Source organism: Caenimonas sp. SL110 (assembly GCF_001044395.1).
Taxonomy (GTDB): Bacteria; Pseudomonadota; Gammaproteobacteria; order Burkholderiales; family Burkholderiaceae_C; genus Ramlibacter.
In genome coordinates this window covers 18,981-40,981 of sequence record NZ_JANU01000032.1, presented here as the reverse complement: position 1 = coordinate 40,981, position 22,001 = coordinate 18,981, and the positions used below count along the sequence as shown (strand labels likewise).

General features: G+C 62.6%; 25 protein-coding genes. 15 read left to right on the top strand and 10 right to left on the bottom strand.

Features of this window, described 5'->3' with window-relative positions; translation table 11 throughout:
* Positions 1 to 4: 4 nt before the first annotated feature.
* Complete coding sequence (locus AQ12_RS16090) at positions 5 to 277, bottom strand: YbeD family protein (protein WP_048440961.1); 273 nt, start codon at positions 275 to 277, stop codon at positions 5 to 7.
* A 2-nt stretch (positions 278 to 279) separates the two neighbouring features.
* Positions 280 to 1,167, bottom strand: coding sequence for an aminotransferase class IV (locus AQ12_RS16085; protein ID WP_048440960.1), 888 nt, complete (start codon positions 1,165 to 1,167; stop codon positions 280 to 282).
* Positions 1,168 to 1,358: 191 nt separating this feature from the next.
* On the opposite strand from AQ12_RS16085, the gene AQ12_RS16080 reads away from it, so the two are divergent.
* From AQ12_RS16080 to AQ12_RS16040, 9 genes are all read left to right on the top strand, one after another.
* The gene (locus AQ12_RS16080; protein WP_082151641.1) at positions 1,359 to 1,871 is read left to right on the top strand and encodes an ATP synthase subunit I; all 513 of its coding nucleotides are present in this window, start codon (positions 1,359 to 1,361) and stop codon (positions 1,869 to 1,871) included.
* A complete protein-coding gene (gene atpB, locus AQ12_RS16075; RefSeq protein ID WP_048440959.1) occupies positions 1,858 to 2,718 on the top strand; it encodes a F0F1 ATP synthase subunit A in 861 nt (286 codons plus the stop codon). Before AQ12_RS16080 ends, atpB begins: the two co-directional genes overlap by 14 nt.
* Positions 2,719 to 2,791: 73 nt before the next feature.
* A complete protein-coding gene (gene atpE, locus AQ12_RS16070; protein WP_048440958.1) occupies positions 2,792 to 3,055 on the top strand; it encodes a F0F1 ATP synthase subunit C in 264 nt (87 codons plus the stop codon).
* 60 nt (positions 3,056 to 3,115) lie between these two features.
* Positions 3,116 to 3,586, top strand: coding sequence for a F0F1 ATP synthase subunit B (locus AQ12_RS16065; protein ID WP_048440989.1), 471 nt, complete (start codon positions 3,116 to 3,118; stop codon positions 3,584 to 3,586).
* 3 nt (positions 3,587 to 3,589) lie between these two features.
* Entirely contained in the window at positions 3,590 to 4,120 is a 531-nt protein-coding gene (locus tag AQ12_RS16060; protein WP_048440957.1) for a F0F1 ATP synthase subunit delta, read from the top strand.
* Positions 4,121 to 4,192: 72 nt separating this feature from the next.
* Positions 4,193 to 5,806 (top strand): F0F1 ATP synthase subunit alpha, encoded by a 1,614-nt coding sequence (atpA, locus tag AQ12_RS16055; protein WP_048440956.1) that lies wholly within the window; start codon positions 4,193 to 4,195, stop codon positions 5,804 to 5,806.
* A 23-nt stretch (positions 5,807 to 5,829) separates the two neighbouring features.
* A complete protein-coding gene (gene atpG, locus AQ12_RS16050; protein ID WP_048440955.1) occupies positions 5,830 to 6,696 on the top strand; it encodes a F0F1 ATP synthase subunit gamma in 867 nt (288 codons plus the stop codon).
* Positions 6,697 to 6,741: 45 nt separating this feature from the next.
* The gene (atpD, locus tag AQ12_RS16045; protein WP_048440954.1) at positions 6,742 to 8,154 is read left to right on the top strand and encodes a F0F1 ATP synthase subunit beta; all 1,413 of its coding nucleotides are present in this window, start codon (positions 6,742 to 6,744) and stop codon (positions 8,152 to 8,154) included.
* Between the two features lie 26 nt (positions 8,155 to 8,180).
* Positions 8,181 to 8,606 (top strand): F0F1 ATP synthase subunit epsilon, encoded by a 426-nt coding sequence (locus tag AQ12_RS16040; protein WP_048440953.1) that lies wholly within the window; start codon positions 8,181 to 8,183, stop codon positions 8,604 to 8,606.
* Between the two features lie 85 nt (positions 8,607 to 8,691).
* Here the strand turns inward: AQ12_RS16040 and AQ12_RS16035 are convergent, their stop codons facing one another.
* The 4 genes from AQ12_RS16035 to AQ12_RS16020 are packed head-to-tail and all read right to left on the bottom strand — an operon-like array spanning position 8,692 to position 11,508.
* Positions 8,692 to 9,471 carry a GNAT family N-acetyltransferase gene (locus AQ12_RS16035; RefSeq protein WP_238587739.1) on the bottom strand — a complete coding sequence of 260 codons (780 nt, stop codon included), beginning with the start codon at positions 9,469 to 9,471 and terminating at the stop codon, positions 8,692 to 8,694.
* 4 nt (positions 9,472 to 9,475) lie between these two features.
* Positions 9,476 to 10,003, bottom strand: a complete 528-nt coding sequence (locus AQ12_RS16030) for a TPM domain-containing protein (protein WP_048440951.1) — start codon at positions 10,001 to 10,003, stop codon at positions 9,476 to 9,478.
* Complete coding sequence (locus AQ12_RS16025) at positions 10,003 to 10,902, bottom strand: YgcG family protein (RefSeq protein WP_048440988.1); 900 nt, start codon at positions 10,900 to 10,902, stop codon at positions 10,003 to 10,005. The genes AQ12_RS16030 and AQ12_RS16025 overlap by 1 nt, the downstream gene beginning before the upstream one ends.
* Positions 10,903 to 10,908: 6 nt before the next feature.
* Positions 10,909 to 11,508: a LemA family protein gene (locus AQ12_RS16020; protein WP_048440950.1), complete on the bottom strand. Its 600-nt coding sequence runs from the start codon at positions 11,506 to 11,508 to the stop codon at positions 10,909 to 10,911.
* A 51-nt stretch (positions 11,509 to 11,559) separates the two neighbouring features.
* On the opposite strand from AQ12_RS16020, the gene AQ12_RS16015 reads away from it, so the two are divergent.
* Genes AQ12_RS16015 through AQ12_RS16005 form a run of 3 tightly spaced genes read left to right on the top strand, consistent with a single transcriptional unit; the run spans position 11,560 to position 13,814 of the window.
* On the top strand, positions 11,560 to 12,312 hold the full coding sequence (locus tag AQ12_RS16015) for a hypothetical protein (RefSeq protein WP_048440949.1): 753 nt from the start codon (positions 11,560 to 11,562) through the stop codon (positions 12,310 to 12,312).
* Between the two features lie 25 nt (positions 12,313 to 12,337).
* Positions 12,338 to 12,790, top strand: coding sequence for a nuclear transport factor 2 family protein (locus AQ12_RS16010; protein WP_048440948.1), 453 nt, complete (start codon positions 12,338 to 12,340; stop codon positions 12,788 to 12,790).
* A gap of 13 nt (positions 12,791 to 12,803) precedes the next feature.
* On the top strand, positions 12,804 to 13,814 hold the full coding sequence (locus AQ12_RS16005) for a YheT family hydrolase (protein ID WP_048440947.1): 1,011 nt from the start codon (positions 12,804 to 12,806) through the stop codon (positions 13,812 to 13,814).
* Here AQ12_RS16005 and mrdA read toward each other — a convergent pair.
* From mrdA to AQ12_RS15985, 4 genes are all read right to left on the bottom strand, one after another.
* Positions 13,777 to 15,879, bottom strand: a complete 2,103-nt coding sequence (mrdA, locus tag AQ12_RS16000; RefSeq protein ID WP_048440946.1) for a penicillin-binding protein 2 — start codon at positions 15,877 to 15,879, stop codon at positions 13,777 to 13,779. The genes AQ12_RS16005 and mrdA overlap by 38 nt on opposite strands.
* Positions 15,880 to 15,952: 73 nt before the next feature.
* Positions 15,953 to 16,471, bottom strand: a complete 519-nt coding sequence (gene mreD / locus AQ12_RS15995; protein ID WP_048440945.1) for a rod shape-determining protein MreD — start codon at positions 16,469 to 16,471, stop codon at positions 15,953 to 15,955.
* Positions 16,468 to 17,388, bottom strand: coding sequence for a rod shape-determining protein MreC (mreC, locus tag AQ12_RS15990; protein ID WP_048440944.1), 921 nt, complete (start codon positions 17,386 to 17,388; stop codon positions 16,468 to 16,470). The genes mreD and mreC overlap by 4 nt, the downstream gene beginning before the upstream one ends.
* Before the next feature lie 112 nt (positions 17,389 to 17,500).
* Positions 17,501 to 18,544 carry a rod shape-determining protein gene (locus tag AQ12_RS15985; RefSeq protein WP_048440943.1) on the bottom strand — a complete coding sequence of 348 codons (1,044 nt, stop codon included), beginning with the start codon at positions 18,542 to 18,544 and terminating at the stop codon, positions 17,501 to 17,503.
* Positions 18,545 to 18,779: 235 nt separating this feature from the next.
* Here AQ12_RS15985 and gatC point away from each other — a divergent pair, with 235 nt between their 5' ends.
* Genes gatC through gatB form a run of 3 tightly spaced genes read left to right on the top strand, consistent with a single transcriptional unit; the run spans position 18,780 to position 21,988 of the window.
* Positions 18,780 to 19,079 (top strand): Asp-tRNA(Asn)/Glu-tRNA(Gln) amidotransferase subunit GatC, encoded by a 300-nt coding sequence (gene gatC, locus AQ12_RS15980; RefSeq protein WP_048440942.1) that lies wholly within the window; start codon positions 18,780 to 18,782, stop codon positions 19,077 to 19,079.
* Complete coding sequence (gatA, locus tag AQ12_RS15975) at positions 19,076 to 20,539, top strand: Asp-tRNA(Asn)/Glu-tRNA(Gln) amidotransferase subunit GatA (RefSeq protein ID WP_048440941.1); 1,464 nt, start codon at positions 19,076 to 19,078, stop codon at positions 20,537 to 20,539. The genes gatC and gatA overlap by 4 nt, the downstream gene beginning before the upstream one ends.
* A 3-nt stretch (positions 20,540 to 20,542) precedes the next feature.
* Entirely contained in the window at positions 20,543 to 21,988 is a 1,446-nt protein-coding gene (gatB, locus tag AQ12_RS15970; RefSeq protein ID WP_048440940.1) for an Asp-tRNA(Asn)/Glu-tRNA(Gln) amidotransferase subunit GatB, read from the top strand.
* The last annotated feature ends 13 nt before the right edge of the window (positions 21,989 to 22,001 follow it).

Genomic DNA, 22,001 nt, shown 5'->3' with positions numbered 1-22,001 from the left:
GGGCCTAGAGAACGACCTTGACCATCGGATGACCCGTCAGCTTGCGGTACAGGTCGTCGAGCTGCTCGCGGCTCGTCACGTTCACCGTGATCGTGATGCCCAGGTACTTGCCGCCATTGCTGCTGCGCAATTCGATGGAGGCCGCGTCGAAGTCGGGATCGAACTGCGCAGCGACCGCAGTGATCGCATGCACAAACCCATCCACGTTTTCGCCCATCACCTTGATGGGAAAGCGGGTGGGAAACTCGATCAGGGATTCTCTTTGTTCAGGTGTCATGTTCAAGCCCGCTTGGCCTGTTGGTAGCCAGCGTAGAGCTTGTCGTAGATGGGGCCTGGCTTGCCGTTTCCAACCGGCTTGCCGTCAAGTTGGGTCACGGCGATGATCTCCTTGGTTGCCGAGCTCATCAGAAGCTCGTCGGCAGCCATGACTTCTTCACGCGAAACGCGTCGCAACTCAAATGGGATGCCGGCGTCGCGGCAAAGCTCCTCGAACAAGCCGTACCGGATTCCTTCGAGGACGAGGTTGTCTTTGGGCGCGCCCAACACGACGCCGCCCTTGACCACCCAGACATTGGAGGCGGCGGCTTCGCTCAGCCAGCCGTCCCTGAACATGATGGTCTCGTTTGCGCCGACGTCGGCGCTGATCTGGCGTGCCATGACAGCGCCTGCAAGGCTGATGCTCTTGATGTGCGCCTTCTTCCAGCGGAAGTCATCGGCCGTCACGCACGCGACGCCTGCGGCGCGTTCCTCGGGAGGGTAGATGTACAGCCGGTTGCTCATGGCGAACACGGTAGGCGTCAGGCCGGCGATCATGGCGTGATCGCGAAGCGCCACACCGCGCGTGACCTGGATATAAACCAGCTGGTTGGTTTCTTCTGGCACCTTGCCCTGCTGCTTCGCATAGGCAGCCACCAGTGTGTCCACAATCTCACGCCACTGACCGTCCGTGCAGGGGCTGGTGATTCGCATCTCGTCGAGACTGCGGGCGAGCCGGGCCATGTGCTCCAAAAAACGAAACGGCTGGCCGGCGTAAACGGGTACTACTTCATAAATCCCGTCGCCGAAGACAAACCCCCTGTCCATCACGCTGACCCTGGCGTTTGGAAGCGTCGTGAACTCGCCGTTAAGGTAGCAGGGCAGGTCGGGTAAATCGTGGCTGGTACTCATGGCGCCATTGTGTACGGTGCGACGCACCCGAATCGGGCGCCCGTTCAAATCCAGCAACACTGTCCTACGCAAAAGTACGCTGAACGCCGGCATAGCCCGCGTCTCGACTCGGATACGGGCGACCAGAACGGGGTTTCTACTTATAATGAGAGGCTTTGTAAAAATCCTGGAACAAGGCGGCGCACCAAACAATGACAATAAACGCACCGCTTCCTGTGAATTTTGATGAAGTCCCCGACGGAGAGATTCCGGTCAAGCCGCTGACCTTTGAGGAGGCGCGTCGGCTTCGCGAACAAAATCCACTGGTGTCCCCCTGGTGGGTCGTGATGGGGCAGGTAGTGGTGGGGCTCCTTGTGGCGTTGGCCGCGTGGGGCATCACTGGGAGGCAAAGCGTAGGGTGGTCCGCCGGATATGGCGCGATGGCCGTGGTGATCCCCGCGGCCATTTTTGCGCGAGGGCTCACCGGGCGTTTTGCGTCACTCGACGCTGGCAGTGCTGCCGTCGGGTTCATGGTGTGGGAGATGGTCAAGATTGCTTCGACGATTGCCTTGATGGCAGCGGCGCCGAAGCTGGTGGCGGACCTGAGCTGGCCGGCAATGCTGGTTGGCCTGATCGTCACCCTGAAGGTGTATTGGTTGGCGCTGGCATTCAAGCCGCGCCCAAAACGAATTGAAAACTTGAAGAATACAAATGGCCGCAGCTGAACATGCACCTAGCGCCGGTGAATACATCATTCACCACCTGACGCACCTGCAAAACCACAAGGCGTCCAACGTCCTGGACTTCACGGTCTTCAACTTCGATTCGCTGTTCTTCTCGATCCTGATCGGGGTGCTCGGCTGTTTCATCCTCTGGCGCGCCGCGCGCAAGGCGACGGCTGGCGTCCCGGGCCGCTTTCAGGCGGCAGTGGAAATTCTGGTCGAGATGGTCGACTCCCAGGCCAAGGGCATCGTCCACAACGCCAACAGCCGCAAGCTCATCGCCCCGATGGCGCTCACAGTCTTCGTGTGGATTTTCCTGCTCAATGCAATGGACTTGCTGCCGGTCGACCTGTTGCCGTTCATCTGGGAAAAAATCTACGGTGCCGCCGGCGGCGATCCGACGCACGCCTATCTGCGTGTCGTTCCCACTGCCGATCTCTCGGTGACCATGGGTCTGTCGGTGTCGGTGCTGCTGCTGTGCCTGTTCTACAACATCAAGATCAAGGGCCTGGGCGGCTGGGCCCATGAACTCGTGACCGCGCCTTTCGGTGCACACCCGATCCTGTGGCCGTTCAACTTTGTCTTCCAGATCATCGAGTTCGTTGCCAAGACCGTGTCGCACGGCATGCGACTGTTCGGCAACATGTACGCCGGCGAACTGATCTTCCTGCTGATCGCCTTGCTGGGCGGAGCGTGGTCCCTGTCGGCCACTGGCATCGGCCTGGCTGCACTGCATATCGTCGCTGGCTTTGTCTGGGCGGCATTTCACCTGATCATCATCACGCTGCAAGCCTTTGTGTTCATGATGCTGGCCCTGGTTTACCTTGGTCAGGCGCACGACTCTCACTAGATATTGCGCACTGCTTTTTCCGTTTTCTCTTTTCTCTTTTCTCTACGTCAACCAAGTCCTCTAGGAGCTTTTCATGGAAGTTATCAGCTTTGTCGCACTGGCCGCCGGCCTGATCATTGGTCTGGGTGCCATTGGTGCCTGTATCGGTATCGGCATCATGGGCGCCAAGTACCTCGAATCCGCAGCACGCCAGCCTGAGCTGATGAACGAACTGCAGACCAAGATGTTCCTGCTGGCCGGCCTGATCGACGCTGCGTTCATTATCGGTACCGGTATTGCACTGTGGTTCGCCACGGCCAATCCGTTCCTGGCGCAAATCGCCAACCTGCCGAAGTAAGTCTCGTCCTCCCAGAACGTATGCCCTGCGGCCTTGGCTCGCGGGGTGAAGGATGAAAAAGTGAGCATCACCGGTACCCTGATCATTCAGATGATCGTGTTCCTGGCCCTGGTCGGGTTCACGATGAAGTTCGTGTGGCCGCCGATCGCCGTGGCCCTGGACGAGCGCGCAAAGAAGATCGCAGAAGGCCTTGCTGCCGCCGACAAGGCGAAAGCTGACCTGTCTGCAGCCAACCAGCGCGTGGAAGAAGAGCTGGCCAAGACCCGTAACGAAACCGCAGCGCGCCTGGCAGATGCCGAGCGTCGCGCCCAGGCCATCGTTGAGGAAGCCAAGACACGTGCGACAGAAGAGGGCGGCAAGATCGTTGCGGCCGCTCGCGTTGAGGCGGAGCAGCAAACCGTCAAGGCACGTGAGGCCCTGCGCGAGCAGGTTGCAGCGCTGGCCGTGAAGGGCGCCGAGCAGATCCTGCGCAAGGAAGTCAATGCCGGTGTGCATGCCGACCTCCTGAGCCGCCTGAAGACCGAGCTGTAAGCCATGGCTGAACTTGCCACCATTGCGCGGCCGTACGCCGAGGCGCTTTTCAAGTCGGCATCCGCTGATCTGAATGGCACTTCGGTCTGGCTCGACGAAATTGCCGGCATCGCGGCAGAGCGCCAGATCCAGCTGTTCGCGGACAACCCCAAGGTCACCAACCAGCAGGTGTTCGACCTGGTCTCCGGCGTCGCCCAGGTGGCGCTGTCCGAGGCGGCAAAGAACTTCCTGCGCACGGTGATCGAAAACGGCCGCCTGTCCGCACTGACGGAAATCGCCAGCCAGTTTCGCGCGCTCGTGAACGTGCAGGGCGGCACATCGGACGCGACTGTCTACAGCGCGTTCCCGATCGACGCCGACGCCCTCCAGGGCGTTTCGGAGACGCTTGAGAAGCGTTTTGGCCGCAAGCTCAATCTGTCGGTCGAGCAGCAGCCCGACCTGATCGGTGGGATTCGCGTGGTGGTCGGAGACGAAGTGCTCGACACCTCGGTCAAGGCCCGCCTGGAACAAATGAAAGTCGCGCTGTCGGCTTGATAGCCGCCGCTTCAAACGACGCATCTAACGCCGCCTAAAACGCTGCTTAACCAAAGAAAGAAGGAAAGAGTCATGCAACTCAATCCCGCAGAAATTTCTGAACTGATCAAGAGCCGCATCGAGGGGCTCGTCGCCAGCGCCGACATCCGTAACCAGGGCACCGTTGTGTCCGTGGCGGACGGCATCTGCCGCATCCACGGCCTGTCCGACGTGATGGCTGGTGAAATGCTGGAATTCCCGCCGACCAAGGACGGCGTCGCCACCTTCGGCCTGGCGCTGAACCTGGAGCGCGACTCTGTCGGCTCGGTGATTCTGGGCGAGTACGAGCACATTTCCGAAGGCGACACCGTGAAGTGCACGGGACGCATCCTGGAAGTGCCGGTCGGCCCCGAGCTGATCGGCCGCGTGGTGAATGCCCTGGGCCAGCCCATCGACGGCAAGGGTCCTGTCAACGCCAAGATGACCGACGTGATCGAAAAGGTTGCACCGGGCGTGATTGCACGTCAGTCGGTCAGCCAGCCCATGGCGACGGGCCTGAAGTCGATCGACTCCATGGTGCCGATCGGCCGTGGCCAGCGCGAGCTGATCATTGGCGACCGCCAGACCGGCAAGTCCGCTGTGGCCGTCGACGCGATCATCAACCAGAAGGGTCAGAACATGACCTGCGTGTATGTTGCGATCGGCCAGAAGGCATCCACGATCAAGAACATCGTGCGCTCCCTGGAACAAGCCGGCGCGATGGACTACACCATCGTGGTTGCCGCCTCTGCTTCCGAGTCCGCCGCCATGCAGTACGTCTCGGCTTACTCGGGTTGCACGATGGGCGAGTACTTCCGCGACCGTGGTCAGGACGCCCTGATCGTTTATGACGATCTGTCCAAGCAGGCCGTCGCCTATCGCCAGGTTTCGCTGCTGCTGCGCCGTCCGCCAGGCCGCGAAGCCTACCCCGGCGACGTGTTTTATCTCCACAGCCGACTGCTCGAGCGCGCAGCCCGCGTGAACGCCGACTATGTCGAGGCCTTCACCAAGGGTGAAGTCAAGGGCCAGACCGGCTCGCTGACTGCGCTGCCTATTATCGAAACGCAAGCTGGCGACGTGTCGGCATTCGTTCCGACCAACGTGATCTCGATCACCGACGGCCAGATCTTCCTGGAAACGTCACTGTTCAACGCAGGTATCCGTCCCGCGATTAACGCCGGTATTTCGGTGTCGCGCGTGGGTAGTGCTGCGCAGACCAACTGGATCAAGGGCCTGTCCGGCGGTATCCGTACCGACCTGGCGCAGTACCGTGAACTGGCTGCGTTCGCGCAGTTCGCATCCGACCTGGACGAAGCCACCCGCAAGCAGCTCGACCGCGGTGCCCGCGTGACGGAACTGCTCAAGCAGGCCCAGTACAGCCCGCTGCCGATCTCGCTCATGGGCGCCACGCTGTTCGCAGTGAACAAGGGCTTCCTCGACGACATCGAAGTCAAGAAGGTTCTTCCTTTCGAACACGGCCTGCACGCTTATCTCAAGGACAAGCACGCTCCCATGCTCGCGACCATCGAGAAGAACGGCGCCAAGTGGGACAACAAGCCCGCCAAGGATTCGGACAGCGACGACAAGAAGGCTTTCAAGAAGGCCTGCATCGACGCAGAGGCTGAAATGACTGCCGCAATTGCCGCCTTCAAGAAAACCTTTGCCTGATCACCAAAGCATAGGAGCTCAACGTGGCAGCAGGTAAAGAGATTCGCGGCAAGATCAAGTCGGTGGAGAACACCAAGAAGATCACCAAGGCCATGGAAATGGTGGCTGCGTCCAAGATGCGCAAGGCGCAGGAACGCATGCGTCACGCCCGGCCTTATGCCGACAAGGTGCGTAATGTTGCAGCCAACCTTGGCAAGGCGAACCCGGAGTACACCCACCCGTTCATGAAAATGAACGATGCCAAGACGGCTGGGTTCATCGTGGTCACGACTGACAAGGGCCTGTGCGGCGGCATGAACACCAACGTGCTGCGCCTGGTCACCACCAAGCTGCGCGAGCAGCAGGCAGCGGGCCTGGAGTCGCACGCAGTGGCCATTGGCAACAAGGGCCTGGGCTTCCTGAACCGCATCGGCGCCAAGGTGGTCTCGCATGTGACGCAGCTGGGCGATACGCCGCATCTGGACAAGCTGATCGGCCCCGTGAAGGTCTTGCTCGACGCATACGCGGAAGGCAAGGTGAGCGCGGTGTACCTGTCGTACACCAAGTTCATCAACACGATGCGCCAGGAGCCCGTGCTCGAGCAGCTCTTGCCGCTCACGGCCGACAACTTCAAGTCGGATGAAGGCCAACCCGGCTGGGACTATATCTACGAGCCCGACGCGCAGACCGTCATCGACGAACTGCTGCTGCGCTACGTGGAAGCGTTGGTGTACCAGGCTGTTGCCGAGAACATGGCGTCCGAGCAATCGGCTCGCATGGTCGCGATGAAGGCAGCCACCGACAACGCCGGCAATGTGATTGCCGAGCTCAAGCTGGTCTACAACAAAACGCGCCAGGCAGCGATTACGAAAGAACTTTCGGAAATCGTCGCCGGGGCCGCAGCGGTCTGATCGCGCGGACGCACGGATTCAACAGATTAATTATTGGAGCGACTCATGGCTCAAGCAAACGCTACCCAGGGCAAGATTGTTCAATGTATCGGCGCGGTGGTCGACGTGGAATTTCCACGCGACAAGATGCCCAAGATCTACGACGCACTGAAGATGGAAGGCACGGCCCTGACGCTGGAAGTGCAGCAGCAACTCGGTGACGGCATCGTGCGCACCATTGCGCTGGGCTCGTCCGACGGGCTTCGCCGCGGCAACATGGTCTACAACACCGATGCATCCATCATGGTTCCGGTTGGCAAGGCCACCCTCGGCCGCATCATGGACGTGCTGGGCAATCCGATCGACGAGCGCGGCCCGGTTGATTCGGCGCTGACGGCTTCCATCCACCGCAAGGCCCCGGCTTACGACGAGCTGTCGCCCTCGCAGGAATTGCTCGAAACCGGCATCAAGGTGATTGACTTGGTTTGCCCTTTCTCCAAGGGCGGCAAGGTGGGCCTGTTCGGTGGTGCCGGCGTCGGCAAGACCGTGAACATGATGGAACTGATCAACAACATCGCCAAGGCCCACTCAGGTCTGTCGGTGTTCGCCGGTGTGGGCGAGCGTACCCGTGAGGGCAACGACTTCTATCACGAGATGGCTGACTCGAAGGTCGTGGACCTGGAGAACCTGCCCAACTCCAAGGTGTCGATGGTGTACGGCCAGATGAACGAGCCGCCGGGCAACCGCCTGCGCGTTGCATTGACCGGTCTCACGATTGCCGAATCGTTCCGCGATGAAGGCCGCGACGTGCTGTTCTTCGTGGACAACATCTATCGCTACACGCTGGCCGGCACCGAAGTGTCCGCGCTGCTGGGCCGTATGCCTTCCGCCGTGGGTTACCAGCCGACGCTGGCCGAGGAAATGGGCCGCCTGCAGGAGCGCATCACGTCGACGAAGGTCGGCTCGATCACCTCGATCCAGGCCGTTTACGTCCCTGCCGATGACTTGACCGACCCGTCGCCTGCAACGACCTTTGCCCACCTGGACTCCACCGTGGTGCTGTCGCGTGACATCGCTGCGCTGGGCATCTACCCGGCCGTCGATCCGCTGGACTCCACCAGCCGCCAGCTCGACCCGCTGGTTGTTGGCGAAGACCACTACAACACCGCTCGCGCTGTGCAGAACACGCTGCAGCGTTACAAGGAACTGCGCGACATCATCGCCATTCTGGGCATGGACGAACTGGCACCGGAAGACAAGCTGGCCGTGGCTCGCGCCCGCAAGATCCAGCGTTTCCTGTCGCAGCCGTTCCACGTTGCTGAAGTGTTCACCGGCTCGCCTGGCAAGTACGTTCCGCTGGCCGAGACGATTCGCGGCTTCAAGATGATCACCAACGGCGAATGCGATCACCTGCCCGAGCAGGCGTTCTACATGGTCGGCACGATCGACGAGGCCTTCGAGAAGGCCAAGAAGGTTTAAGTCCAGGAAACTGACTAAAGGTACTTATGGACCCCACCCACACCATCCACGTCGACGTGGTCAGCGCCGAGGAGTCGATCTTCTCTGGCGAGGCCCGCTTCGTGGCGCTGCCCGGCGAAGCCGGTGAGCTCGGGATCTACCCGCGCCACACGCCGCTGATCACGCGCATCAAGCCAGGCACAGTGCGTATCGAAAAGGCCGACGGAACCGAAGAGTTCGTGTTCGTTGCTGGTGGCATCCTCGAAGTGCAACCCAAGACCGTCACCGTGCTGTCCGACACCGCCATTCGCGGGAAGGATCTGGACGAAGAGAAGGCCAATGCCGCCAAAGCCGCAGCCGAAGAAGCGCTGCGCAATGCCAAGGGTGAACTCGACATCGCCAGGGCGCAATCGGAGCTGGCCGTCATGGCTGCGCAGATCGCGGCCCTTCGCAAGTATCGTCAGAAGAAATAAATCCCCAACGGATTCGAGCGAAACAAGAAGCGCTAAAAACCGCGCCCTCGGCCCTGCCTGTTGGCAGGGCCTTTTTATTGGGGGCTCATGGTTTCTGCGGTGCCATCGCCGACGGTCTCTCCCAGTAGGTGTAACGCCATGCGGTGCGCAATCCGCAGCGCGCATACAGGCGCTGCGCCACCGCGTTGCCAGCCTCCACCTGAAGCACCATCTGCTCATATCCGCGTTGCGTTGCAGTGCTTGCCAGCGCAGTAAGCACTCGCAATGCGTATCCGCGGCGCCGGTGCGTTAGCGCCGTTCGCATGCCGTGAATGCTCGCCCAGCCATGACCGAGTGCCAGAACGCCGGCGGCGACGGTTTGGTCGGCATCGCAGGCCCGCGCAAAGAGCGATCCCTGGGCCCGGCGCAGCGTCGCTACACGGCTGGCGCCATCGACAGGATCGAAGCCTTCGCCCAGGAAAACCGATGCCCATTCGTCGTCGGCAGCTGTCCTGATCTCTACCTGCGACAGACAGGGGGACACCATTCGGGCGGCCTCGCTGCTGGAGCCGACCTGCACCAGCGTTGGTTTGGATTCGGCATAACCACGGGCAACCAGTTCCGATCGAAAGGGCGCAAACGTTTCGACATCCGGCACACGAAATATGGCGGGCAGCTCTAGCGCCCCATACCGACCCTCGATCTCTGGGATCAGGTGCGTGTCCGGCTCGCCGTGGTCCAGCGGAACAGCGCTCCGAGCGCGCCCAACCGTCCCTTCGTCAAAGGGCAGGAGCCAGCCCCCCAGTTCTTCGACCCTCGGCGGCGCCACCGCAGCAACCGTCGCGCGCTCAATCGAGGCGACATCCGGTACCGGGGCGATTCGCACAGCATCAACCCAGGACCGGTTCGTCCGGCAGTTCATTGGGATTGACCTCGCCGGGTGCCAACGGGAAGTGCTGCACCAGCAGAGCCGAGACTTCCTCCAGCGCCTGGGTCAACCCATCTTCAAAGCGCCGGTCACGAAACGCGGTGCCCATTCGCTGGACGATAGCTTTCCATTCGGCTTCGGGTACGCGCTGTGACAACCCGCGGTCAGCGACGATTTCAATGGCGTGTTCGGCCAGCAGCAGGTAGATCAGCACACCGTTGTTGTTGGCGGTATCCCACAGGCGCAGTTTGGAGAACATGGCGATTGCACGTTCGCGCGGCGTGGCACCCCGCAGGATGTAGCTGGTGGGCAGGCCCGCTTCCACATAGAGGCGAATCTCGCCGCTGTGCCGCTGCTCGCTCGCGGCGACGCGCCGGGCCAGGCGCTCGACCAGCTCTTGTGGGATGGCTCGATGTGTATCTGCGTCATCCTGCCAGCGATGGCGCCACAGACGCAGGGCGGTTTGCGAGAAGTTGCGTGTGCCCGCCATCACCAGTCTCCCGAGGCGCCGCCGCCCCCAAAATCACCGCCGCCGCCAGAGCTCCAGCCGCCCCCGCCCCCACCACCGCCTGAGTTCCAGCCGCCGCCCCCGCCGCCGCCCCAGATCACGGGACCGCCAAGCCCGCCGCGCCGCCCGGACCCACCACCACCCAGTCCACCCGATAGCAGCGCGAAGACCAGCGCGACGAATGCCGCAATGGCCGCAATCGCAATGCTCGACGTGATGAGCAACGCGATGGTGCCGACGCCCGCGCCAGTCACCAGTGACCCCAGCTTGCGCCCCAGCATGCCCTTGAGCACACCGCCCACGACCGGCACGGCGATGAAGAGAAAGATCGCCAGGTCCATCCAGTCGAAGCCGAATGCGCCACCTGCAGGCGACTTGTCGGCCTGCTTGACAGGCGGCAGGGCTTCCCCGTTGATGAGCGAAGTGATCTGTGCCACGCCCGCGCGCAATCCCGCAGCGTAATCCCCCTTCTTGAACTCCGGCGTGATCGCTTCGTCGATGACGCGGCGCGCCGCCAGGTCGGGAATCGCGCCTTCCAGCGTCTTGGCAACTTCAATACGGATCTTGCGATCGTCCTTGGCGACGACCACCAGCAGCCCGTCACCTACGCCTTTACGGCCGATCTTCCATGCGTTTGAAATGCGGTTCGCATAGCTGGTGATGTCTTCGGGCTGCGTCGTGGCCACCATCAGGATCGCGACCTGCGCGCCCTTGGCAGTCTCCAGTGCGGTGAGCTGGTCTTCCAGCCCCTGACGCTGGATGGCGTCAAGCGTGTTGGTCTGGTCGATGACGTGCGCGGTGAGCGCCGGCACCGGCAGCACGTTCTGCGCGTGACTTGCGAAGCTAAGAAACAGCAGCGCAGCGGCCAGTGCCCGAAGCATGTTCACTTACTTCTTGTTGAAGTCAACCTGCGGTGGCACCGAAATCTGCGCTTCGTTTTGCACAGTGAATGTCGGCTTGGGCGAGTAGCCGAACACCATCGCGGTGAGGTTGTTCGGGAAACTGCGAGCGAGCACGTTGTACTCCTGCACCGTCTGGATGTAGCGATTGCGGGCGACCGTGATGCGGTTTTCGGTGCCTTCGAGCTGCACGCGCAAATCACTGAAACCCTTGTTGGCCTTCAGGTCCGGGTAGCGCTCCACCGTCACCATCAGCCGGCTGAGTGCACTGGACAGTTCGCCTTGTGCTTGCTGGAATTTCGCGAACGCAGCCGGATCGTTGAGCGTCTCCGGTGTGACTTGCATCGACGTGGCCTTGGCGCGGGCTTCAACGACTTTGGTGAGCGTCTCCTGCTCGAAGTTCGCTTCACCCTTGACGGTGGCGACGATGTTGGGGATGAGGTCGGCGCGGCGCTGGTACTGGTTGAGCACTTCGCTCCAGGCCGACTTGCTGGCTTCGTCGAGCCGCTGGAAATCGTTGTACCCGCACCCGGTCAGCGAGGCCGCAGCGAGCATGGCGGCAAGGATGAGGAACCAGCGCTTGATCATGAGTGATTTCCCTTCAAGGTGACGCGAGAGCCGCGACGGTAGCATAGATGGATGCAGGTTGAGCCCTTTCAAGCACTGAGTGCCGCGCAGCGCCGCGCTGCAGTCGCGCGCAAGCCTCGTCTGGTGATTGCAGGCGCGACCGGCGTGCTCGGCAATGAGGTGCTGCGGCGTGTGGTCGGCACACACCGGTTCGAATCGACACGTGTGCTCGCGCGCGAACCGGTGACCACGGCGCTGCGCGGTGTGGACCTCATGGTCGTGCCGGGTGAGGCGCCTGGCGACTGGCCACTGGAGCCGGCGGATACAGCACTGGTCATGTTCGACCCGCCGCGACTCTTCCATGACCGCGAGCGGGCGCTGTGGACACCGCAACCAGAGCAGCTCGTCGCAGTTGCGCGCTGGATGAGGGCCAGTGGCGTGACGACGCTGCTTGTCGTTTTGCCTCACGCGCAGGGGCGGCTACCCGAGGCGCTCAAGCGCGGCCTTGCCAACCTCGATGAGCAGTCGCTTGCAACCCTCGGCTTCGATCGGCTGATGATCGTACGCACGGCTCGCAAGCCCGTGCCGGCTCGTGGCGAGGGCATGCTGCGCGCGCTTGCAAGCTTCATGCTGTCGACCTTCAAGTACATGCTTCCCGGCAGCGAGCAGCCGGTGCGCGCGGTCAAGGTCGCCGAGTTCGTCTCGGCGCTGCTGGAACTCGCACCGGCGGGTGTGCACATCGCTGCGCCAGAGGTCGTTTGGCGTGCCGCCCAGGGGCACTCGCGCGATTTGCGCGAGACGGTGCGGCAGTGGCTTGCGGCCTGAATCCACGGCAGAATCCCTGCAACCCATGCGCAAGAAAAACAAGCTCCAAGCCGCCAACCTGGAAGGCAGTCCCGACGACGTTGAAGCGGCGTTTTACAAGGCATTGCAAAACGCCGACATCGAAGCGCTCATGGCTTGCTGGGCCGACGAGGACGACATCGTCTGCATTCACCCTGGGGGCCCACGCGTGGTGGGCGCGATGGCGATTCGCGCCACCTTCGAAGCGATGTTCAACAACGGCAGCATCCGCGCCTGGCCCGAGCGCGCCCGCAAGACACAGGCGCTGGCAAGCGCCGTGCACAACGTGCTGGAACGCGTCGAAGTCCTCAGCACCGAAGGCCCCGCGCAGGCGTGGGTGATCGCTACCAACGTGTACCACCGCACCGCGCAGGGCTGGCGCATGGTCGCGCACCATGCAAGCCCCGGCACCAGCAGCGAGATCCAGGAAGTGTCGGGCACGCCGCTCGTGCTTCATTGATGCGGGCATCCCATTGAATTACCGTGCGCCGTGGTGGCTGCCAGGCGGCAACCTTCAAACCATCTGGCCCGCGTTGTATGCCAAACGATATTTCGGCGGACATCCCCAGTACCGGCGTGAACGCTGGACAGCGCCCGATGGCGATTTCGTGGACGTCGATTGGCTGATTTCGCAGGGTTGCGTGCAGCCCGACCGCCCCATGCTGGTCATGTTCCACGGCCTCGAAGGGTCGTCTCGCAGTCACTATGCCGAAGCGTTTGCCGACTTCGCGGCCGAGCATGACCTTGCATTTGCGATTCCGCACTTTCGCGGCTGCAGCGGCGAGCTCAACGCAGGGCCGCGCGCCTATCACTCGGGTGACCACGAAGAAATCGCCTGGATCCTGGCGCGCCTGCGCGAACACCACAACGGCCCCATCGTGGCGGTCGGCGTATCGCTGGGCGGCAATGCGTTGATGCGGTGGGCCGCCGAGGCGGGCGAGGGCGCCGGCGCCCTGGTGCGCGCCGTCGCCAGCGTCTGCTCACCGCTAGACCTCGCCGCCAGCTCGGTGCAGATCGGCCGCGGCTTCAACCGGCTCGTGTACACCACGATGTTTCTACGGTCGATGAAACCCAAGGCGCTGGAAAAATTGAAGCAGCACCCCGGGCTCTTCGACGGTGCGCGAATGCAGGCAGCACGAGACCTGTACGAGTTTGACGACATCTTCACCGCACCGCTGCACGGTTTTACCAATGCCGACGACTACTACGCGCGTGCGAGCGCCAAGCCGCACCTGCACCGCATCTGTATACCGGCGCTCTGCCTCAATGCGCGCAACGACCCATTCGTGCCGGCACAGAGCCTGCCCAGACCCGGCGAGGTGGGAGATTTCGTGACGCTGTGGCAGCCGCAAGAAGGCGGCCATGTCGGATTCCCCGACGGCAGCCTGCCGGGGCATGTGCGCACCATGCCGGACGAAGTCGGCGGCTGGCTGCTGCGCGCGGCCGCTACTGCACAGCCACGCGAACCGAAGACGCCGGCTTGACGGCAGCTGCGGGTTTGGGCGTGGCTGCCGCGCTCGCCGCGCTCGCCGCGTTCGCAGGGGCGGCAGCAAGCGGCGCGGATGAGGCCGCAGCAGGAGCCGATGCGGGTGCAGGAGCGGCGCCGGGAACCACCCAGGGCACGTCAGCCGCAGGACGTGGTTTGCCTACCGGCGTTGTCGCCTTGCCCTGCCGCACCAGTGCCATGTCTTCTTCGCTGGGGTACATGCCGGTCAGGTAGTAGTCGAAGGCACGGCGGGCGATTGGCGCGGAATTCTGCGCGCCGAAGCCCGCGTTTTCCACAATCATGGCGATGGCAATTTTTGGGTCTTCTGCGGGAGCGTAGGCCATGAACAGTGCGTGATCGCGATGGCGTTCATCGATGGCCGATGCGTTGTATTTTTCGCCCTGCTTGATGGCGATCACCTGGGCGGTTCCGGTCTTGCCGCCGCTCGTGTAGCCGGCGCCTGCAAAGGCGCGCGCCGAGGTGCCTTCGATGTTCACACCCACCAGCGCCTTGCGGATGATGGCGATGTTTTCAGCCTTGGCAATGCGCTCGCCCACCACGCGCACCGCATCCGTGGGCGTCTTTGTCACCACATCGATCACCTTGCTGACCAGGTGCGGCTTCATCTTCACGCCTGAGTTCGCCAATGTCGCTGTGGCCGATGCCAGCTGCAGCATCGTGAAGTTGTTGTAGCCCTGCCCGATGCCCAGCGAAATCGTCTCGCCGGCGTACCACTTCTTCTGTTCGGGCTTGCGGTAAGCCGCCCGTTTCCACTTGGTCGAGGGCAGCAGCCCGCGCGATTCGCCCTGTATATCGATGCCGGTCAACTCGCCGAAGCCGAACTTCACCAGCTCGTCGTGCATGAGGTCCACGCCCATGTCGTTGGCCAGAATGTAGTAGTAGGTATCGCACGACTGCACGATGGACTTGTACATGTCGACCGAGCCGTGGCCGCCCTCCTTGTCGTCGCGAAACCGGTGGCCGCCGAACATGAAAAAGCCCGGATCGGAGATGGATTGCGCAGGCGTGCGCTTGCCCGTCTCAAGCGCAGCCAGCGCCATGAACGGCTTGTAGGTCGAGCCGGGAGGGTAGGTGCCACGCAAGGCGCGATTGAGCAAGGGCTTGTCCAGCGACTCATTGAGCGCTGCCCAGTTCTCGCTGTCGATGCCATCGACAAAAAGGTTGGGATCGAACGTGGGCTTGCTGACAAAGGCGAGCACTTCGCCGGTCTTGGGTTCGATGGCAACCATCGCGCCGCGGCGGTCGCCGTACAGGTCTTCGATCAGCTTTTGCAGCTTGATGTCGATCGACATCACGATCGTGTTGCCGGGCGTGCCGGGCCGGCTGGCGAGCTTGCGCATCGCGCGGCCGCCGGCCGAGGTCTCTACATGCTCGACCCCGGTGATGCCGTGCAGCTGGGCTTCGTAGCTTTGTTCGACGCCGAGCTTGCCGATGTATTCGGTGCCCTTGTAGTTGGTCTGCGCCTCTTCGGGCCAGTCTTCCATCGCCTTCTTTTCGGTCTGGTTGACCCGCCCGATGTAGCCGATCACATGGCTGGCCAGCTCGCCGTAGGGGTAGTTGCGAAACAGGCGGGCCTTGATGTCCACGCCCGGAAATCGCCAGCTCTGCGCGGCAAAGCGCGCCACCTCTTCATCGGTCAGGCGGGTGCGGATCGGAAGCGATTCGAAATTCTTGGACTCTTCCAGCAGCTTGCGAAAGCGCCGCTTGTCGCGCGGCTGGATGTCGACGATGGTCGACAGCTCTTCGATGGTCTTGTCCAGGCTGGCCAGGCGCGACGGCATGATCTCCAGCGTGTAGGCCGAGTAGTTGGTCGCCAGCACGATGCCATTGCGGTCGAGGATAAGCCCGCGATTGGGCACCACCGGCACGATGGCCGTGCGGTTGTTCTCGGCCTGTTCGAGCAGGTCGGTGTGGCGATACACCTGCAGGTAAACCAGTCGCGAGACCAGCAGCAGGAAGCACACGACGACGACCAGGCTTGCAGCCAGCACGCGGATGCGAAAGCGCGAGAGGTCGGCTTCGACGTTTCGTAGTTCGGTCATGCGTGGTTAGTGACGAAGTCGCGGGACAAGTTGCGCGGGTGGCCCGGCTAACAGCTTAGAGAGATCAGAGAGCTCAGAGCGGCCTATTTTCATCGGGATCGGGCGCCCTGCGTTGCGGCGCGAGCAGCAACACGCTCACGACCGGCCACAGCACAGCTTCGGCTAGCGGAGCGATGACGGTGACCCAACCGGGGAAGGTGCCGCCCATCAACATGCGGATGGCGAGTTCGATCGCGTGGGCGGCGACAAAAAGCGGCAACACCTGCACAGCTTGCGACGGCACAGAAAACCACAGCAGGCGGCGATGAATCGTGATCGCGAAATAGCTGAGCGCCGTATAGGCCAGCGCATGCTGGCCCAGCAATGCGGTCTGGTGCACATCCATCGCCAGGCCGAAGATGAAGGCAGCGCCAATGCCCACCCGAAGCGGCTGGTGCACGCTCCAGAACACGACGACCAGCGCCAGCACATCCGGCATCCACGGCGTCCGGCCTATGGGCAGCATGTTCACGAGCAGCGCGAGCAGCAGGCTGCCCCAGATGAAAACCGGATTGGCGGGCAACAGCAGCTGCTGGCCCTGTCGCATGATCATCGGCGGCCTCCCTTGCGGGCGGCGGGCGCCGCGTCTTCGGGTGCCGGACGCGCCGGAAGCACGTCGGTCATCGGCCCGAGCACCATGACGTGACGCGCACCACCCACCAACGCTTGCGGCAAGCAGGTGATGCGCGCGAAACCCGAATCGGCGCGGCGATCGACCTTGTCGACCTTGGCAACCGGCAGGCCCGAAGGATAAACGCCATCGACACCGCTGGTGGTCAGAAGATCGCCGGGCTGGACATCTGCATTGGCCGCCATGAAGCGAAGCTCGAGCGAGCCGCCGTGCAGCGTGGGGTCGCCGTATGCCACGCTGCGCGCGCCAGTGCGGGCATTGAGAACCGGGATCGCGTGTTCGCGATCGGTGATGAGCGTCACTTCGCTGATGAGCAAGTGCACCCGCGTCACCTGGCCGAGCACACCGCCCTCATCAATGACAGGAGACCCGGCCTTGATCTGGTGGGTCGATCCCTTGTCGATGATGATCTTGCGGGTGTAGGGGTCGGCCGCGTCATAGAGAACTTCGGCGGCAGTCGATGTGGCCATGAATCGCGCACGAAGTTCGAGCAACTTGCGCAGGCGTTCGTTTTCCTGGGTGAGCTGTTCGACCTGGAACGACCGCTGGGACTGCAAGGCGAGCTTGGCGCGGGCGGCCGCCTCGCCGCGTTGCGCACTCGCCAGGGATTCGAAATAGTCGGCCCCACCGCTCACGAACATCACGGGCCGCATGGCGACCCATTGCACGGGGTAGAGCGCTGTGGCGATCGCCGCGCGTATGGGTTGCGCAATCTTGAAGCGTGTGTCGGCCACCATCAGGAACAGTGCGATCGCACTGAACACCATCAGTTTGGAAATTGCAGACGGGCCCTGCTTGAAGAAGGGCGGCGGGTTGCGGTCGAGAGTACCTAAAGGCATGGAGGCGGTTATTTTGCACCCTGCCCCTCTTGGGGAGGGCCGGGGTGGGGGCATTTCAGCGCTGTGGCCCCCACCCTAACCCTCCCCCAGAGGGGGAGGGAAATTCATGCCGTCACTCGCTCGTGAAAATGGAACCCAGCCGTTCCATCCGCTCCAGCGCGATGCCGCAGCCGCGCACCACGCAGGTCAACGGGTCTTCGGCCACCAGCACCGGCAGGCCGGTTTCTTCTGCCAGCAGGCGGTCGAGGTCGCGCAGCAGTGCGCCGCCGCCGGTGAGCATCATCCCGCGCTCTGCAATGTCGGCGCCCAGTTCAGGCGGCGTCTGCTCCAGCGCGTTCTTCACCGCCGAGACGATGTTGTTGAGCGGATCGGTGAGCGCTTCCAGGATTTCGTTGGAAGAAATGGTGAACGAGCGCGGCACACCTTCAGACAGGTTGCGGCCCTTGACTTCCATTTCCTTGACTTCGCTGCCGGGGAAGGCCGAGCCGATGTTCTTCTTGATGGCTTCGGCGGTGGGCTCACCGATGAGCATGCCGTAGTTGCGGCGGATGTAGCTGATGATGGCCTCGTCGAACTTGTCGCCGCCGACGCGCACGCTGCCCTTGTAGACCATGCCGCCGAGCGAGATCACGCCGACTTCGGTCGTGCCGCCGCCGATGTCCACCACCATCGAGCCGGATGCTTCCGAAACCGGAAGGCCCGCGCCGATCGCAGCAGCCATCGGCTCTTCGATCAGGTACACCTCGCTCGCACCAGCGCCCAGCGCCGACTCGCGGATGGCGCGTCGCTCGACCTGGGTCGAGCCGCAGGGAACGCAGATGATGATGCGGGGGCTGGGCTTCAGGATGCCGCGCGGATGCACCATCTTGATGAACTGCTTGAGCATCTGCTCGGTGACGGTGAAGTCGGCGATCACGCCGTCTTTCATCGGGCGGATCGCCTCGATGTTGCCGGGCACCTTGCCCAGCATGGCCTTGGCCTCGCGGCCGACGGCCTGGATGGTTTTCTTGCCCTGGGGGCCACCTTCGTGACGGATCGCAACGACCGAAGGCTCATCCAGGACGATGCCTTTGTCGCGTACGAAAATCAGGGTGTTGGCCGTGCCCAGGTCGATTGCCAGGTCGGTGGAAAAGTACCGACGGAATGCTCCGAACATCAGGAAGTCCTCTCGGGAGCCATGCAGCGGGCGCGGCCGTGATGGCGATGGGTCATGTTATTGGGGTGGAAAGCCGTGGTTTTCCTGCAAATACCGGCGTTTTCGCGGGTGTTGCACTAAAGGCGGGATAATACCCGATCCCCTCCCCAGAAACCCGCCTCTACAGGGCCAAAATTTCGCGTTTACACCTGTTGCACGCCGGTTTGCGCGTGCGTTCGAGCCGAATTTTTTCCTCATGTCCCTTACCTCCCAAGACATCGCCCGCATCGCGCACCTCGCCCGGCTGGAACTGCAGCCGGCCGAAAGCGAGCGCATGCTGACCCAGATCAACGGCTTTTTCGACATCGTCGAAAAAATGCGGGCGGTCGACACCACCTGCATCGAGCCCCTGGCGCACCCGGCGGCCACCATCCAGGACGTGGTCCTGCGGCTGCGCGATGACGTCGCCGACCCCAACATCGACCGCGAAGCCAACCAGCGCAGCGCCCCGGCCGTGGAGCGCGGCCTCTTTCTGGTGCCGAAGGTGATCGAATGAGCGACCTGCACGAATTGACCGTTGCGCAGCTCGCAAAAAAGCTGCAGGCCCGGGAAGTATCGGCCGTCGAGACCGCCAGGCATTTTCTGGCGCGCGGCGTGCAGCATGACAAGCTCGGCGCGTACCTCGATGTGAATGAAGCCGTCACGCTCGCCCAGGCGCAGGCCGCCGATGCGCGCATCGCCTCAGGTGACGCCTCGCCGCTGCTGGGCGTGCCGGTTGCGCACAAGGACATCTTTGTCACCAAGGACTTTGCGAGCACCGCCGGCTCGAAGATGCTGGAGAACTACCGCTCGCCATTCGACGCAACCGTGGTGGCGAAGCTGTCGGACGCAGGCGCTGTCACGCTCGGCAAGCTCAACTGCGATGAATTCGCGATGGGCTCGTCGAACGAGAACTCCGCTTACAAGCCGGTCTTGAATCCGTGGGACACCTCGCGAATCCCGGGCGGCTCATCCGGCGGCAGCGCAGTCGCGGTGGCAGCCCGGCTTGCACCTGCAGCCACCGGCACCGACACCGGCGGCTCGATTCGCCAGCCCGCTGCGTTCTGCGGTATCACGGGCATCAAGCCAACTTACGGCCGCGCATCGCGCTACGGGATGATTGCGTTTGCTTCCAGCCTCGACCAGGCCGGACCGATGGCACGCACGGCCGAAGATTGCGCGCTGCTGCTGTCGCAAATGTGCGGCCCCGACCCGGACCGCGATTCGACATCGCTTGATGTGCCCGCAGAAGATTTCACGCGCACGCTCGGCGACTCGATCGAGGGCCTGCGCATTGGCGTGCCGAAGGAGTTTTTCAGCGAAGGTTTGTCCGTCGATGTGCGCTCTGCGATCGCCAGCGCGTTGAAGGAATACGAAAAGCTCGGCGCAAAGCTCGTGGACATCACGCTGCCTCGCACCGAGCTGTCCATTCCGGTGTACTACATCATTGCGCCGGCGGAAGCCTCGTCGAATCTCTCGCGCTTCGACGGCGTGAAATTCGGCCATCGCACCAAGGCGCACGGCGACCTGATCGAGATGTACAAGAAGACGCGCGCCGAAGCTTTTGGCGATGAGGTCAAGCGCCGCATCATGATCGGCGCGTATGTTCTCTCGCATGGCTACTACGACGCGTACTACCTGCAGGCGCAAAAAATCCGCCGCATGATCGCTGACGATTTCCAGCAGGCTTTCAAGGTGTGCGATGTGATCGCAGGCCCCGTGGCTCCGACGGTTGCATGGAAGATCGGCGAGAAGTCAGATGATCCGGTGGCGAACTACCTCGCCGATATCTTCACCTTGCCGGGGTCGCTGGCGGGCCTGCCCGGCATGAGCATTCCTTGCGGCTTTGGTGCGGGCAACATGCCTGTCGGCATGCAGTTGCTCGGCAACTATTGCGCCGAAAGCAAGCTGCTCAACGCCGCGCATCGCTTCCAGCAGGCAACGGACTTTCACCTGCGCACGCCGGAGGGTTTTTAAACCATGACGACCAAACTGATACAGGGATACGAAGTCGTCATCGGCTTTGAGACACACGCGCAGCTTTCCACGCAGTCCAAGATTTTCAGCCGCGCCCCCACCGCGTTCGGGGCAGAACCCAACACGCAGGCATCGCCGTTTGATCTCGCACTGCCCGGCACGCTGCCGGTGATGAACAAGGGCGCAGTCGAGCGAGCGATCGAGTTCGGCCTGGCGGTGAACGCGCACATCGCGCCGCGCAGCGTTTTTGCGCGCAAGAACTACTTCTATCCCGACCTGCCCAAGGGCTACCAGATCAGCCAGTTCGAGATTCCGGTGGTGCAGGGCGGCAGCGTCGAGTTCTATCTCGGCGAAGAGAAAAAATCAGTGCGTCTCGTGCGCGCCCACCTCGAAGAAGACGCAGGCAAGTCACTGCATGAAGACTTCATCGGCCAGTCGGGCATCGACCTCAACCGCGCCGGAACGCCGCTGCTGGAGATCGTCACCGAGCCCGACATGCGCTCGTCCGATGAAGCAGTGGCCTACGCCAAGGAGCTGCACAAGATCGTGACCTGGATCGGCATCTGCGACGGCAACATGCAGGAGGGCAGCTTCCGGTGCGACGCCAACGTGTCGGTGCGCAAGCCCGGCGCCGAACTGGGTACGCGTCGCGAGATCAAGAACCTCAACAGCTTCAAGTTCATGCAGCAGGCGATCGACTTCGAGATCCGCTGGCAGATTGAAGAGATTGAAGACGGTCGTGCGATCCAGCAGGCCACGGTGCTGTTCGATCCCGACACCGGCGAGACGCGCGCGATGCGCACGAAAGAAGACGCTGCCGACTATCGCTACTTTCCCGATCCTGATTTGCCGCCGCTTGCGGTTTCGCCCGAATGGGTGGAGCGCGTGAGGAGCGAGATGGCGGAGTTGCCGCGTGTGATGGCCGCGCGCTTCGTGAAGGACTACGGCCTGCCGGAGTACGACGCGACCACGCTCACGCAGAGCAAGGCGATGGCGTCGTATTTCGAAGCAGTGGCGAAGGCATCGCAGCAGCCCAAGCTGGCGAGCAACTGGGTCATGGGCGAAATCTCGCGGCGTCTGAACACGAGCGATGTCAGCATCGAAACCTTGCCGGTGAACGCGCTGGCACTCGCAGCGTTGATCCGCCGTATTTCAGACGGCACGATTTCCAACAATGCGGGCCGTCAGGTCTTCGAGGCGCTGTGGACGGGGCAGGGCAGCGATGTCGATGCCATCATCGAGGCGCAGGGCCTCAAGCAGATGAACGACAGCGGCGCTCTCGAAAAAATCATCGATGACGTGATTGCTGCGAACGCAGACAACGTGGCCCAGTTCAAGGCCGGGAAAGACAAGGCGTTCAACGCGCTGGTGGGCCAGGTCATGAAAGCCAGCAAAGGCAAGGCCAACCCGACGCAGGTGAACGACCTGTTGCGCGCGAAGCTGGTTTAGAAGGCTGTCATGC